General features: G+C 40.0%; 18 protein-coding genes. All 18 read left to right on the plus strand.

Features of this window, described 5'->3' with window-relative positions; all coding sequences use genetic code 11:
• Nucleotides 1–31: 31 nt before the first annotated feature.
• The 18 genes from ACXAE4_RS02500 to ACXAE4_RS02585 all read left to right on the plus strand — a co-directional run bounded on the left by ACXAE4_RS02500 (nt 32) and on the right by ACXAE4_RS02585 (nt 15,133).
• Nucleotides 32–1,123, plus strand: a complete 1,092-nt coding sequence (locus ACXAE4_RS02500) for a DUF4097 family beta strand repeat-containing protein (protein WP_028412039.1) — start codon at nt 32–34, stop codon at nt 1,121–1,123.
• 41 nt (nt 1,124–1,164) lie between these two features.
• Nucleotides 1,165–1,359, plus strand: a complete 195-nt coding sequence (locus ACXAE4_RS02505; protein WP_013059728.1) for a PspC domain-containing protein — start codon at nt 1,165–1,167, stop codon at nt 1,357–1,359.
• A 2-nt stretch (nt 1,360–1,361) separates the two neighbouring features.
• Complete coding sequence (locus ACXAE4_RS02510; protein WP_013059727.1) at nt 1,362–1,727, plus strand: phage holin family protein; 366 nt, start codon at nt 1,362–1,364, stop codon at nt 1,725–1,727.
• 191 nt (nt 1,728–1,918) lie between these two features.
• Entirely contained in the window at nt 1,919–2,854 is a 936-nt protein-coding gene (gene hprK / locus ACXAE4_RS02515) for an HPr(Ser) kinase/phosphatase (RefSeq protein ID WP_028412040.1), read from the plus strand.
• Nucleotides 2,855–2,870: 16 nt separating this feature from the next.
• On the plus strand, nt 2,871–3,704 hold the full coding sequence (gene lgt / locus ACXAE4_RS02520) for a prolipoprotein diacylglyceryl transferase (protein WP_028412041.1): 834 nt from the start codon (nt 2,871–2,873) through the stop codon (nt 3,702–3,704).
• Nucleotides 3,705–3,764: 60 nt separating this feature from the next.
• Entirely contained in the window at nt 3,765–4,412 is a 648-nt protein-coding gene (gene ppaX, locus ACXAE4_RS02525; RefSeq protein ID WP_033580418.1) for a pyrophosphatase PpaX, read from the plus strand.
• The gene (locus ACXAE4_RS02530; RefSeq protein ID WP_013059723.1) at nt 4,409–4,936 is read left to right on the plus strand and encodes an acyltransferase; all 528 of its coding nucleotides are present in this window, start codon (nt 4,409–4,411) and stop codon (nt 4,934–4,936) included. Before ppaX ends, ACXAE4_RS02530 begins: the two co-directional genes overlap by 4 nt.
• A gap of 183 nt (nt 4,937–5,119) precedes the next feature.
• The gene (locus ACXAE4_RS02535) at nt 5,120–6,301 is read left to right on the plus strand and encodes an ATP phosphoribosyltransferase regulatory subunit (protein ID WP_028412043.1); all 1,182 of its coding nucleotides are present in this window, start codon (nt 5,120–5,122) and stop codon (nt 6,299–6,301) included.
• On the plus strand, nt 6,301–6,933 hold the full coding sequence (gene hisG / locus ACXAE4_RS02540; protein WP_013059721.1) for an ATP phosphoribosyltransferase: 633 nt from the start codon (nt 6,301–6,303) through the stop codon (nt 6,931–6,933). Before ACXAE4_RS02535 ends, hisG begins: the two co-directional genes overlap by 1 nt.
• A 15-nt stretch (nt 6,934–6,948) precedes the next feature.
• A complete protein-coding gene (hisD, locus tag ACXAE4_RS02545) occupies nt 6,949–8,217 on the plus strand; it encodes a histidinol dehydrogenase (RefSeq protein WP_028412044.1) in 1,269 nt (422 codons plus the stop codon).
• Between the two features lie 73 nt (nt 8,218–8,290).
• Entirely contained in the window at nt 8,291–8,875 is a 585-nt protein-coding gene (gene hisB / locus ACXAE4_RS02550; RefSeq protein ID WP_013059719.1) for an imidazoleglycerol-phosphate dehydratase HisB, read from the plus strand.
• Nucleotides 8,876–9,523, plus strand: coding sequence for an imidazole glycerol phosphate synthase subunit HisH (gene hisH / locus ACXAE4_RS02555; protein ID WP_034264272.1), 648 nt, complete (start codon nt 8,876–8,878; stop codon nt 9,521–9,523).
• Nucleotides 9,510–10,244 carry a 1-(5-phosphoribosyl)-5-[(5-phosphoribosylamino)methylideneamino]imidazole-4-carboxamide isomerase gene (gene hisA, locus ACXAE4_RS02560; protein ID WP_025752584.1) on the plus strand — a complete coding sequence of 245 codons (735 nt, stop codon included), beginning with the start codon at nt 9,510–9,512 and terminating at the stop codon, nt 10,242–10,244. The genes hisH and hisA overlap by 14 nt, the downstream gene beginning before the upstream one ends.
• Nucleotides 10,244–11,002, plus strand: coding sequence for an imidazole glycerol phosphate synthase subunit HisF (hisF, locus tag ACXAE4_RS02565; RefSeq protein WP_025752585.1), 759 nt, complete (start codon nt 10,244–10,246; stop codon nt 11,000–11,002). The genes hisA and hisF overlap by 1 nt, the downstream gene beginning before the upstream one ends.
• Nucleotides 10,999–11,622, plus strand: coding sequence for a bifunctional phosphoribosyl-AMP cyclohydrolase/phosphoribosyl-ATP diphosphatase HisIE (gene hisIE, locus ACXAE4_RS02570; protein WP_013059715.1), 624 nt, complete (start codon nt 10,999–11,001; stop codon nt 11,620–11,622). Before hisF ends, hisIE begins: the two co-directional genes overlap by 4 nt.
• 181 nt (nt 11,623–11,803) lie before the next feature.
• Entirely contained in the window at nt 11,804–13,306 is a 1,503-nt protein-coding gene (locus ACXAE4_RS02575) for a tetratricopeptide repeat protein (protein WP_099000234.1), read from the plus strand.
• 111 nt (nt 13,307–13,417) lie between these two features.
• Entirely contained in the window at nt 13,418–14,371 is a 954-nt protein-coding gene (gene trxB, locus ACXAE4_RS02580; RefSeq protein WP_475235409.1) for a thioredoxin-disulfide reductase, read from the plus strand.
• 303 nt (nt 14,372–14,674) lie between these two features.
• Entirely contained in the window at nt 14,675–15,133 is a 459-nt protein-coding gene (locus ACXAE4_RS02585) for an 8-oxo-dGTP diphosphatase (protein ID WP_013059712.1), read from the plus strand.
• Nucleotides 15,134–15,140 lie beyond the last annotated feature (7 nt).

The following is a 15,140-nucleotide window of genomic DNA, read 5'->3' on the forward strand; positions in this document are numbered from 1 at the left end:
ATGACTAAAACGTAAAGAGGAGATGGAAGGTATGAGTGAAAAGCGCAAACAAATTTTACAGATGGTAGAAGAAGGGAAACTTAGCGTAGATGAGGCTTTAACCTTGCTGAATTCACTGGAAAAAGACTCAGCTAATGACTCTTACTATGCTACGCCTGATAAAGCTGAGCTATCCCCTTATGTAGGAGGAAAACAGAAAAAAACGTACGCTTCTAAGTCATCTCAAAGCTCTTTAAAGGAAAAATTATTTACATTTGTAGATCAAACGGTAAAAAAAGTAAAAGAAGGAGATTTAGATTTTAACTTTGGTCCTTCGATTGACGTTCAGCACATCTTTCAGCAATCAGAAGCATATATTCAAGAGATTGACGTAGATTTAGCAAATGGAAGCGTTCAACTCCGACCTTGGGGAAGTACAGAAGTACGAATAGAGTGTGAAGCTGCTATCTACAAAGTAGAGAATTCGGATGAAGCGCGCCGCACTTTCTTGCAGCATACCGCATTTTCCATCGAAAATGGCAAACTGCGCTTTGCAATTCAGCAAAAGCAAATGAAGGTGAAAGCGATTATTTATATTCCAGAAATGGAATATGAACGCGTCAAGCTCCGTATGTTTAATGGTTCAATCGATGGGGAAAGACTAAGCGTACGAGACCTGAAAGCCAAAACAGCTAATGGCACCATCCGCTTTTACGATGTGAATAGCCATTCTCTTGAAATGGAGACATCAAACGGGCATATGGAACTTTCTCGAATACTCGCTTCGAAATGTGAGCTTGAAACAATCAATGGAACGGTTAAATTTGATGGAGATACAAAAAAGATTGATGTTCAGACATTTAACGGGGATATTGATACGTATTTAAAAGGAGAGCGCATTGAAAAAGCATTTTTCAAAACGACTACAGGAAGCATTACGCTCTATACGCCGTCCCACCTCTCCGTTGATGGAGATTTGAAATCTAACTTTGGGAATTTTACGTGTACACTTCCTGAGATGGAAATAGTAGATGAGAAAAAAGAAACGGTGATGAAACAACTTCGTTTCAAAGCAAATGTCGCTTCGCCGAAAGGCTATAAATTGTTAGCTGAATCCAAAACGGGCTCAATTGTTATAAAATAGAAAATGCTTGTTTTAGTAAAAAAACAAAGGAGATGATTAACGTGCGAAAGTTGTATCGTTCGCGAACAAATCGCAAGCTTGCGGGTGTTATCGGCGGTATTTCTCAGTATATCGGAATAGATGCTTCACTACTCCGCGTATTGTTTATCATCAGTTTATTTTTTACAGTAGGTACTCCGGTCATTTTATATATGATTTTTGTGTTTTTAGTTCCAAATGAAGAAGGAGATTTCTAAAAATGTTATTGCGTGGAATCATTAGTATTTTAATCAATGCCCTCGTATTAATCGTAATCGCAGGTTATATTGACACCTTTCACTTGGAATCGGTCAGTGCAGCTATTATCGCGAGCTTAATTCTATCGATTTTGAATGTGTTTGTTAAGCCGATTTTAATTTTACTTACCCTGCCGGTGACATTTCTTACGCTTGGCCTATTCTTATTCGTCATTAATGCCATTACGCTGATGATTACACAAAGTGTTATGGGAGATTCTTTTAATATTGACGGGTTTGGTACAGCGCTTTTAGCCTCGGTAATTATGTCGCTTCTAAATGCGCTTATTCAACGAGTGATTGTTGAACCGCTTCAAAATAGAAGATAACTTTCTTGCAATATTTAATTTTCTAAAAAAGATGGTAAGGCGATGCAGCCTATGCCATCTTTTTTTTCTTTTCTTTCTGTATTAATGATAAAATAAAGTGGCTAGTAGAACCAAACGCGACATAAAAGCGAGAGTTGGATATACTGTAGACATGAACAGGTATATGACTGTTTATAAAAGGAGGATGCACGGTGGTTAAAGTACGTACAAAAGACATCATTGAGAAATTTAAATTAGAGCTTATTAGCGGAGAAGAAGGAATCGACCGCCCTATTTCAACGAGTGATATTTCACGCCCGGGTATTGAAATGGCAGGTTATTTTACATACTACCCAGCAGAACGTATCCAGCTGTTAGGTAAAACAGAACTATCATTTTTTAAACAGTTAGATGAGGAACAAAAAAAAGTTCGAATGGAAAAAATGTGTACAGATATCACGCCGGCTATCATTGTTTCCCGCGAAATGGATGTACCGAAAGAACTTATCGAAGCTTCAGAGCGTGAATCAGTTCCCGTGCTGCGTTCAAGCTTTAAAACAACGCGACTTTCCAGCCATTTAACGAATTTTCTTGAAAGCAGGCTAGCACCTACGACTGCCCTGCACGGCGTATTAGTTGATATATACGGAATTGGTGTATTAATCATGGGAAAAAGCGGCGTTGGTAAAAGTGAAACAGCTCTAGAGCTTGTTAAGAGGGGGCATCGTCTAGTAGCCGATGACTGTGTGGAAATCCGTCAAGAAGATCAAGACACCCTTGTAGGAAATGCGCCTGGTTTAATCGAGCATTTGCTTGAAATTCGAGGACTAGGGATCATCAATGTGATGACGCTATTCGGCGCAGGAGCTGTACGAAGCTATAAGCGAATTTCACTTGTTATTCAGTTAGAGACATGGGATCAGCAGAAACATTATGATCGCCTTGGTTTAGAAGAAGATAAAATGAAAATTATTGATACAGACGTTACAAAAATTACATTGCCAGTACGTCCGGGACGAAACTTAGCTGTTATCATTGAAGTGGCAGCAATGAACTTCCGCTTAAAGCGTATGGGTATTAACGCAGCAGAACAATTTTCTGCACGTCTAACAGATGTAATTGAAGAAGGAGACCGTGAAGATTTATAAGAAAGGGTGTTAACTTGTGGAAGCAACTATTCAGCCGTTAGATCGCGTTTTCCTTGAAATTGGCCCTCTAACGGTCTACTGGTATGGTGTCATTATCGGTGCAGGTGTTCTGTTGGGTCTTTATATTGCGACAAGAGAAAGCGTAAGAAGAGGCTTATCAAAAGATACATTTGTTGATCTTATTCTATTTGCTGTGCCAATAGCTATTATTTGTGCACGAATTTATTATGTATCCTTTGAATGGGGATACTATTCAAAGCATTTGAACGAAATACCTCAGATTTGGCAAGGCGGGATCGCCATTCATGGTGGCTTAATCGGAGGCGTATTAACTGCCATTGTGTATTCGAAAGTAAAAAAGATTTCATTTTGGAAGTTGGCTGATATTGCTGCGCCTAGTTTAATCCTTGGCCAAGCCATTGGGCGCTGGGGCAACTTTATGAATCAAGAGGCACATGGGGGGCCGGTTACCCGTGCTTTTTTAGAAGGGTTGCACCTTCCAAATTTTATTATTAACCAAATGTATATTAATGGTACATATTATCACCCTACGTTTTTATACGAATCATTATGGGATTTTGCCGGATTTATCCTGTTGATGGTACTTCGCCGCACCAGTCTGCGAAAAGGAGAAATTTTCTTATCTTATTTAATCTGGTACTCAGTTGGACGCTTCTTTGTAGAAGGGCTTCGCACGGATAGTTTAATGCTGACGCATACACTCAGAATCGCTCAAGTTGTTTCACTTGCACTGATTGTCATCGCCATTATTTTAATTATTATCCGCCGCGTGACGGGAATGAGTAAACAGAAATACTTAGAGAATGAAGAAGCACAATCTAAGGCGTAAATGAAGAAAAGCTACAAGGTTTAGACAAACTTGATTTGACGCAAGGGAAGGAAATGAATAATGACGATTAATACGGTTTTGTTTGATTTAGACGGTACGTTAATTGATACAAATGAATTAATTATTGCTTCGTTTACTCATACGCTTAATCACTATTATCCTGAACAATACACTCGTGAAGATATTTTACAGTTCATGGGTCCGCCTTTATACGACACGTTTGTAGAAATGGATAAAACGAAAGTAAACGAAATGATTGAGATGTATCGCACGCATAATCTAGCTAATCATGATTTGCTTGTGAAAGAATTTGAAGGCGTACTTGAAACAGTTAAATGGCTGCACGAGCAGAATTATAAATTAGGTATTGTCACAACTAAGCAAAGAAATACGGTCATGATGGGGCTTAAGTTAACAAAGTTAGATCAGTTCTTTGATACGATTGTCGCAATTGAAGACGTAACAAATGCAAAGCCGCATCCTGAGCCGGTCGAAAAAGCGCTGAATCTGCTTGATGCTAAACCTGAAGAAGCGCTGATGGTAGGAGATAACCATCACGATATCGTTTCCGGCCAAAGAGCTTACACGAAAACAGCTGGAGTTGCTTGGAGTGCAAAAGGAAGAGATCATATCGCTTCTTATAACCCTGATATTATTTTAGAAAATATGACGGATTTAATTGATATATTAAAAGGAGAACGTCAGTGAGAAAAACAACGCGCTATCCGGTTAAAGGAGCTAACTCCCTTTGGCATGTCTATAAGACCGTGCCTTTTTGGAAAGTAGTGCGCAACTTCCTCATCATTCAATGCGCTCGTTATACGCCTTTTCTTTCGATGAAAAACTGGCTGTATAAAGCGTGCTTAGGGATGAAAGTAGGACCTCAAACATCCTTTGCCCTTATGGTGATGCTCGATATTATGTTTCCTGAAAAAATACAAGTAGGACGCAATACGGTCATTGGATACAATACCACTATTCTCGCTCATGAATATCTGATAACGGAATATCGTCTTGGAGATGTCATCATTGGGGATGAAGTGATGATTGGAGCAAATAGCACCATCCTTCCAGGTGTAACAATCGGCAACGAAGCGGTTGTAGCGGCTGGAACGGTGGTTCATAAAGATGTAGCACCCGGTTTCTTTGTTGGAGGTAACCCTATGCGTGTCATCTATACAAAAGAAGAAATGGAAAAGCGCAGGGAAGCAGAACCTAAAGCCACAACTTAGCAAGAACTAAGCTGTGGTTTTTTTTGTAAATTTGAACAGCTGGCGGTTGACGGCTGACTTTATCGGGTGTAAACTATCAATAACTTTAATTTGTTATTTCGCTAATACATTAGCGTGATAAAGTAAAATCAACCTATCAATGGTTCCTTAATAGATAAAATCAAGCTTAAAGGACGTGTCAGAATGTCAAAGTTATTTATGTTTGAAAAACCCCTTGGAATGAGAGATACCCTGCCAGCTCTTTTTGAAAGAAAAAAACAAGTTCGCAGTCAGCTGGCAGATGAAATCAGCAGCTGGGGCTATCAATATATGGCAACACCTACTGTGGAATACTACGAGACGGTAGGAAGCGCATCAGCTATTTTAGATCAACAATTGTTTAAACTTTTAGATAAAGAAGGGCATACGCTTGTGCTGCGACCGGATGTAACAACGCCATTTGCACGTGTGGCCGCTTCAAAACTTTTAAATAATTCTCCTTTGCGCTTAGCTTATGAAGCAAATGTATTCCGAGCTCAGCAGCGTGAGGGTGGCCGCCCGGCGGAGTTTGAACAAATAGGCGTTGAGCTAATTGGAGACGCTACGATGAGCAGCGATGCTGAAGTCATTGCTCTCATGATCGGCGCATTAAAAAGAGCGGGACTTAAATCATTTAAAGTCGCAATTGGCCACATCGGGTTCGTTAATTCGCTTTTTTTAGAGATTGTCGGAAATGAAGAACGTGCTAACGTGCTTCGCCGCTTTTTATATGAGAAAAATTACGTGGGTTATCGTAATCATGTAAAAGATTTGAATCTATCTTCTATCGATAAACAGCGTCTCCTTCAGCTGCTTAACCTGCGTGGAGATGAAAAGAAGATTGAAGAAGCGGTTGAACTCGTTGAAAACGAAGCTGGGCAAAAAGCAGCCGGTGATTTGAAAAAGCTATGGAATATGCTTGATGCGTACGGTGTAACGGATGAAATTAAAATTGATTTTAACTTAGTCAGTCATATGAGCTATTACACAGGTATTTTATTTGAAGTTTTTGCTGAAAACGTTGGTTTCCATATCGGTAATGGAGGACGTTATGACCAGCTTCTTGAAAAATTCGCGTCTAAAACACCAGCTACAGGATTTGGAATTCAGCTCGACCGCTTAATTGAAGCGCTGGGCGAAGAAGTATATGAGCCTTCAGTAGTATACGGCATATTATATAGTCAAGAGCGTTTAGATGAGGCATTAGCTTTAGCTGCTGAACAGCGCAAGCAAGGATACCGGGTAGTGACTCAGGAAATTGCGGGCGTTGATGATGTTGATGTATTTACTGCACAGTTTGAAGAAGTCACGTTTCTAATTGGAAAACGAGGCAAGGGGGGACAATAATGAGTGAACTATTAACAATTGCAATGCCAAAAGGACGTATTTTTGAAGAAGCAGCTGAACTTTTGCGTCAAGCAGACTTTCAATTGCCGCCAGAATTTGACGATTCGCGCAAGCTGATTGTAGACATTCCTGAAGAGAACATGCGCTTTATTTTAGCGAAACCAATGGACGTTACTACTTATGTAGAATACGGAGTAGCGGATCTTGGTATTGCAGGCAAAGACGTAATGTTAGAAGAAGAACGAGATGTCTATGAGCTGTTGGATTTAAATATTAGTAAATGTCATCTGGCCGTTGCCGGCTTGCCTAATGCTAAAAAATCAGAAATTGCTCAAAAAGTGGCAACCAAATATCCAAATGTAGCATCTACTTATTTCAGGGAGCAAGGAGAGCAAGTAGAGATTATTAAATTGAATGGTTCGATTGAATTAGCGCCTTTAATCGGCCTTGCTGATCGGATTGTTGATATTGTATCAACAGGACAAACACTAAAAGAGAACGGACTTGTTGAATTGGAGCACATTGAAGATATTACATCGCGTTTGATTGTGAACCCTGTAAGCTATCGTTTAAAAGACGAACGAATTGATGATTTAGTGAATCGTTTAGCCCAAGTGGTTCAACCTGTATAAAAGAGGTGACATACATTGAAAATTACACGTGTAACAGAACAAGTGAGCTTAAAGCGTACGATTGATCAAGGGACGAGTGCCCAAAGAGAAATTGTCGTAAATATTTTAAAGCAAGTGCAAGAGCAAAAAGACGAAGCTTTAAAAAGATATACAGCCCAATTTGACGGCGTTGAGCTTTCTTCTTTGCTTGTGACAGAACAAGAAAAGAAGCGTGCTTATGAGCTGGTTGATGCAGATATGCTGTCAATCATTCGTGAAGCTGCTGACAACATTCGTGATTACCACGAAAGAATGGTCGAGCAGTCTTGGATGACAACAAAAGAAGACGGCACCATTTTAGGGCAGAAAGTAACGCCTTTAGATGCAGTAGGTGTTTATGTACCGGGAGGTCTTGCAGCGTATCCTTCTTCCGTTTTAATGAATGTCATTCCTGCTCAAGTGGCAGGTGTAAAACGTATCGTGATGGTTTCACCTCCAGGAAAAGACGGCGCGCTTCCTGCTGGAGTAGTTGTAGCAGCGAGTGAGCTTGGGGTCGAAGAAATTTATAAAGTAGGGGGAGCTCAGGCAGTAGGAGCACTTGCCTATGGAACAGAAACAATTCAACCCGTCGATAAAATTGTAGGGCCTGGTAATATCTTTGTTGCATTGGCGAAGAGAGAAGTATATGGCTTAGTAGACATTGACTCAATTGCTGGACCTAGTGAAATTGTCGTACTAGCAGACGATACGGCTAAGCCGAACGAAGTGGCCGCTGATTTATTGTCTCAAGCAGAACATGACAAATTAGCTTCAAGTATTTTAGTTACGCCTTCTATGAAGTTAGCCGAAGCTGTTAAAGAAGAAGTGGAAAGGCAAGTAGAATCTTTACCACGTAAAGAAATTGCCAAACCTTCTATTGATAACCATGGCGCTATTTATGTGACCGGGTCATTAGAAGAAGCGGTTGAAGCTGTGAATCAATTAGCCCCTGAGCATTTAGAAATTATGACTGAAAGTCCGCTTGAACTTTTAGGTTCCATTCGTCATGCCGGTGCTATTTTTCTAGGAAGATACAGTTCAGAACCTGTTGGCGATTATTTCGCTGGACCAAACCATGTTCTTCCAACCAATGGGACAGCAAAATTCTCAAGTCCTTTATCAGTTGATTCATTTGTGAAGAAGTCTAGTATTATTTCATACAGCCAACAAGCCCTGCAGAAAAATGTCTCAAAAATCGCAGCGTTTGCTCGTTTAGAAGGGCTAGAAGCTCATGCAAGGGCGGTTGAAGAACGCTTTAAAAAATAAGGCGGAGATTAAAAAAAGAGTAGAAATGTTCTTTTCTTTACTTATTACATGCACAGTTGAAAGGAGTTTCACAATGAGAGAGTCAAGTATTAAACGTACAACAAACGAAACGGATATTGCATTAGCGATTGGAATCGATGGAGAAGGAAAAGCGAACATTGATACAGGCGTTCCTTTTTTAAATCATATGCTCGATTTATTTACAAAACACGGACAGTTTAACCTTGATGTAAAAGCAGATGGAGACACGGAGATTGATGATCACCATACAACGGAAGATATCGGTATTTGCCTTGGTCAAACGTTCAAAGAAGCGCTCGGTGATAAAAAAGGAATTAAACGCTATGGAAATGCGTTTGTACCAATGGATGACGCGTTAGCCCAAGTCGTAGTAGATTTAAGCAATCGTCCTCATTTTGAATTTAAAGGTGACATTCCCGCTTCGCGCGTCGGTACATTTGATACAGAGCTTGTATATGAATTTTTATGGAAATTTGCATTAGAATCTCGCATGAATGTACATGTAATCGTACACTACGGTAAAAATACGCACCACATTATTGAAGCGGTATTTAAGGCATTAGCACGTGCTTTGGACGAAGCGACAACGATTGATCCGCGTGTCAAAGGTGTGCCTTCGACGAAAGGGATGTTGTAAATGATTGGCATTATTGACTATGGGATGGGAAACTTATACAGCGTAAGTAAAGCTCTTGAACGATTAAACTATGACTATATCATCTCCGCAGATCCTGCAGAACTAAGAAAGGCAAAAGGGCTGATTCTTCCTGGAGTTGGAGCATTCAAAGATGCGATGGAACAGCTGAATCAAACAAAGCTGACGGACTTTATTAAAGAAGAAGTAGAAAAAGGAATGCCTTTGCTTGGAATTTGTTTAGGTATGCAGCTTTTATTTGAAGAAAGCGATGAGAACGGTGTAACAAAAGGGCTGGAACTGTTAAAAGGGAGAGTCGAGCGTATTCCCGGCATTACTGCGGAAGGACAGACATATAAAGTTCCGCATATGGGCTGGAACTCTTTAGATTTTCATCAGCAGTCCGCTCTGCTTGATGGAATCAGTGCAGGTCACGTGTACTTTGTTCACTCTTATTACGTAAAAACAAACGACCAAGACGTGCTTTTAGCAACAAGTCCTTATGATGTTGAAGTTCCAGCAGTTGTTGGAAAAGAACACGTATTTGGCACTCAATTCCACCCTGAAAAAAGCAGTGCAATCGGAATGCAAATGCTTCAAAATTATGCAAACTTCGTAGAGAAAAGGAGCCCATCGTATGAGCAAATTTGAAATATATCCAGCCATTGATATGCGCGGAGGGAAGTGCGTCCGTTTGCTTCAAGGAGATTACACAAAAGAAACGGTGTACGGAGACTCTCCGGTAGATATGGCCACACAATTCGCAAGTGAAGGCGCTCAGTGGATTCACATGGTTGATTTAGACGGCGCAAAAGCGGCTAAGCGCGTGAATGATGAATTTGTGCTAGGCGTGAAAAAGAAATTAAATGTACGTGTGCAAATTGGAGGAGGCATTCGCTCAGAAGCTGACGTTGCTTACTATTTAGAAAACGGAATTGACCGCGTCATTTTAGGAAGTGCAGCTATTTCAAATCCTGAATTTGTGAAAAAAATGTTGAAGGAATATGGTGCGCGTATTGCTATTGGTATTGATGCACGTGATGGCTATGTTGCGACGGAAGGCTGGGTGGAAACATCTACAATCAAAGCGACAGAACTAGGAAAAGAATTGGCTAATGCTGGTGCGGAAACATTTATTTTCACGGATATTTCTACAGATGGTATGCTGTCTGGTCCTAATGTGGAAGGAATTGTTGAAATGGCTAAGGCTACTGGAAAAGGTGTGATTGCATCAGGGGGAGTTAGTAAGCTTGCTGATCTAGATGCACTAAAGAAATATGAAGCTGACGGCGTTATTGGTGCGATTGTAGGGAAAGCACTTTATACAAATAAGTTTACAGTAGCTGAAGCACTTCAAGAGGTGAAAGCGTAATGATTACAAAACGAATCATTCCTTGTTTAGATGTAAAGGACGGCCGTGTGGTAAAAGGAGTTCAGTTTGTGGAACTTCGAGATGCAGGAGATCCTGTAGAGTTGGCGAAATTTTATGATGAAGAAGGCGCAGATGAATTAGTCTTTTTAGATATTTCTGCTTCTCATGAAGGACGCAAAACAATGGTACATGTTGTAGAAGAAGTAGCATCTCAGCTAGCGATTCCTTTTACGGTGGGCGGAGGAATTAATGCATTAGAAGATATGAAGAGAATGCTTCGTGCTGGTGCAGACAAAGTGTCATTAAATACAGCGGCCGTACTCAATCCAGCACTGATTACAGAAGGGTCCGACTTTTTTGGAGCTCAGTGTATTGTGGTAGCAATCGATGCTAAGTACGATGAAAGCTTACAATCATGGCGAGTCTATACACACGGAGGCCGCAATGCAACGGACTGGGAAGTAATCGACTGGGCAAGAGAAGCAGTGAAGCGCGGTGCGGGTGAGATCTTGTTAACGAGCATGGATAAAGACGGCGAAAAGTCAGGGTTTGATTTAGCGTTAACCAAAGCAGTCAGCCAAGCGGTGAGCGTTCCTGTTATTGCTTCTGGCGGCGCAGGAAATGGTCAAGATTTTGTCGATGCGTTTGAAAAAGGAGAAGCTGACGCGGCTTTGGCGGCTTCGATCTTTCACTATAAAGAAACATCTGTAAAAGAAATTAAAAGCTATGCAAAACAACAAGGAGTGAGCATTCGATGACGATTGAAAACATTAAATTCAACAGTGATGGACTTGTGCCAGCTATTGTACAAGATGCTGTGAGCAAAGAAGTTTTAACATTGGCTTATATGAACGAAGAATCACTTCAAAAATCAATTGATACACGTGAAACATGGTTTTACAGCCGTTCTCGACAAGAGTTATGGCACAAGGGCGCAACCTCTGGGAACACACAAAAAATTGTGAGCATGGCATATGACTGTGATGCTGATTCTCTTGTTGTAAAAGTGGAGCCTCAAGGTCCTGCTTGTCATACGGGGGCTTACAGCTGTTTTAATGAAACAATTCTTGGCGAAAATAAACAAAATGATAATCGGTTTGCTATTATTAATGAGCTAGAAGAAGTGATTGCTAAGCGTGAAGCTGAAATGCCAGAAGGAGCTTATACGACGTACTTATTCGATAAAGGCGTAGATAAAATCCTCAAAAAAGTAGGAGAAGAAGCAGGTGAAGTGATTATTGCAGCAAAAAATCGTGACCATGATGAGCTGAAGTGGGAAGTTGCGGATTTACTGTACCACGTACTTGTTTTACTTCGTGAGCAAAAGCTGCCTTTGGACGATGTCCTATCAGTATTAAAGGAACGTCACTCTAGCTAATAGCTACATAGTGAAAGGAGAGAAGGAGTTGTCTCATTTTAGATAAAAGAGGCAAAACCTTCTCTTATTTGCGTCAAGAAACGACTGCTTGCAGGCTCCTTTTTTGAATAGAGGTATTAAACTTCTTGGCAAATGTGATATACTACGAACGTCGAAATTATCAACTTATTTGGAGGGCTTAATGGAAAAACACTCAAAAGTAATTCAAAAAATGGCACAAGTAATTCCATTTTCGCAAACGGGTGACTTCTATTTCGAAAAAGCGCTGCAGGCGTTTGAAGAAGAGGAGTCAGATAAAGCGCTCAAGTATTTAACGCGTGCAAACAAAGAAAATGCCCGTAATCCACAGCTTCTTACAAACGTTGGAGTAGCTTTAACGGAGCAGGGAGATTATCAAGATGCCAACGAGCTTTTTCTCCATGTGATTCATCATATGGACGATACATTAGGAAGCTGTTACTACTATATAGCCAACAGCTATGCGCATCTTGGACTGTTTGAAGAATCAAAAAAATACGCGATGTATTACATTGAGCATTTTCCAAATGGTGACCTCTTTCGATCGGCTACAGATCTGTTAGATTTACTATCAATTGATGTGGATGAAGAAGATGAAGAGCCTAAAAATCAGCTAGGCGACATGCTGATTATAAAACAAGAACAAGCAAAACGACTGCTTGAAGCAACGAATTTTGAAGAAGCAGTGGATTTGTTAACTGAAATAATTGATGAGTATCCAGAATTCTGGTCTGCATATAATAATTTAGCGTTAGCTTATTTTTATTTAAATAAAATTGATGAGGCAATGGATTTGCTGAATGAAGTATTGGAGAAAAACCCTGGAAATCTTCATGCGTTATGCAATCAGCTGATTTTCTATTATTATTGCCATAAGCATAAAGAAGTTGAGGAGCTTACAGACGGGCTTAGCCGCGTTTATCCGATGTCATTTGAACACCGCTATAAGCTTGGAGCAACATTTGCGTTGATTGGTCAATACAAACTATCATACAGATGGTTAAAAAAGCTTTATACACAAGGTTTTCAAGGAGACAACTCATTTCATTATTGGCTTTCATACGCCTCTTACTATACTGGACATGAAGCCTTCTCTAAAGAAATGTGGAAGCTGGCATTGGAAGACGTTCCTGATAAAGAAGGAGAGGAGCCTTGGCGCATCAGTCAAAAAGCTGCGAAGGTTTTTCAATCGAAAGTGGATGTTACAGCGAAAAAGAAGTGTGCAACAAACAATGTTCACGATCAGCTTTACAGCTTGTATATGGCAAAAAAGCTTCCTGAACAGCAGCGTCTGCTTCTTTTAGAAGAAATCAAATCGTCCATACATATGAGTACACTTTTGGATGAAGTATATACGTATGTATGGCAGGATAAACAACATGTGATTTTTGAGGTGGCAGATGTTATTGAACTGGAGATGGAATCGCAGACTGAAAGTGATACCCAGGATCTTTTAAGCTTTTGGTTTTATGTATATGTACAGGTATATAAACAATCCTATGATTTTCAGCATGTGAACGTAAATGCATGGGCTGCAGCCGTCACATATATATGGGCGAAAGAACAAAACCAGTCTATTACTCAAGCCGATGCGGCAAAACAATATTCCATTTCGGCTGCAACAGTTAGAAAGTACAGTAAAATTGTGAATACGTTATTAAATTGAGCAAAAAAATAGACGATAATAGGAAGAACATATTAGGATAGTGGTAACGAAATAATTATCCATAAATTTGGAATCAACTACGAAGGAATTTCCTAAAAGGAGTGTAAAGAAATGACAGAAGAAAAAATTTATGATGTCATTATTATTGGGGCAGGTCCAGCAGGTATGACTGCTGCTGTATATACATCTCGTGCAGATTTATCAACACTAATGATTGAACGCGGAATTCCAGGCGGTCAAATGGCTAATACGGAAGATGTAGAAAACTATCCAGGTTATGATCATATCCTTGGTCCTGACCTTTCTAACAAAATGTTTGAGCATGCAAAAAAATTCGGTGCGGAATATGCGTACGGTGATATTAAAGAAATCATCGACGGAGAAGAATACAAGACAGTTCGTGCAGGCAGCAAAGAATATAAAACACGTTCAGTAATCGTTGCTACTGGTGCTGAATATAAAAAATTAGGTGCGTCAGGAGAAAAAGAACTAGGCGGCCGCGGCGTATCTTATTGTGCTGTATGTGACGGTGCATTCTTTAAAGGTAAAGAGCTAGTCGTTGTAGGCGGTGGAGACTCTGCGGTTGAGGAAGGCGTATATTTAACACGCTTCGCAACAAAAGTAACAATTATTCACCGACGCGATGAGCTTCGCGCGCAGAAAATCCTACAGCAGCGTGCATTTGACAACGAAAAAGTTGATTTTATCTGGAATACAACAGTCAAAGAAGTAAATGAAAAAGACGGTAAAGTAGGCAGCGTAACGTTAGTAGACACAAAAACAGGTGAAGAGCGCGAGTTTGGTGCGGACGGCGTATTCATTTATGTTGGAATGGTTCCACTAACAAAACCATTCGAAAGCCTAAACATCACGAATAAAGAAGGATATATTGAAACGAACGAGCAAATGGAAACAAAAGTACCAGGTGTGTTCGCAGCTGGAGACGTTCGTGAAAAGGCTCTTCGTCAAATTGTAACAGCTACAGGTGATGGCAGCATTGCTGCTCAAGCGGCTCAGCACTATGTAGAAGAGTTAAAAGAAAAGTTAAAAGCTATTCAGCAATAAGGCTGAAATCAATCGTTTACAAAACGTAATTCGGTTTTAACTGTTCTGTAACACCTGTGAAACATTGATGGGGTACTATATAGATAGTAATTGACCCCCTTTTATAAAATATATGTATGTCGGGCATAGGACGTGTTCCTATGCCTCTTTTTTTTGACTATAACAGATTGAATTTACGTATATAACAGCAAGCGTTTATTTTCAGAAAATTTAGTAATAGTTAGTTCATCTCCGTTGTGAGAGAAGTTTGTTTCGTAGTATAATAAAAGAAAATGTCAGTATACATATGATGAGGTGGAAAACATGCAAAGGGTCACAAATTGTGTATTAATGAAAGACGATAAAGTATTGTTGCTTCAAAAGCCACGAAGAAACTGGTGGGTGGCCCCGGGTGGGAAAATGGAGCAAGGAGAATCTGTAAAAGACTCTGTTGTAAGAGAATTTCGTGAAGAAACAGGAATTTATTTGAAAAATCCCACTGTAAAAGGTATTTTTACATTTACGATGAAAGAAAACGATCAAATTTCATCTGAGTGGATGATGTTTACTTTTTTTGCTACAGATTTTGATGGGACAAATGTGCTAGAATCAGAAGAAGGCAAACTCGGTTGGCATAATTTGAGTGAAGTAAGTGAATTGCCGATGGCCCCGGGAGATCATCACATTATCGATTATGTAGCAAAAGGGTCGGGTGTTATTTATGGCAACTTTACGTATACAACGGATTTCGAGTTATTATCTTATCGAATTGATCCTTGTTAATGATAAA

The organism is Priestia sp. ABM2_011, assembly GCF_056158845.1.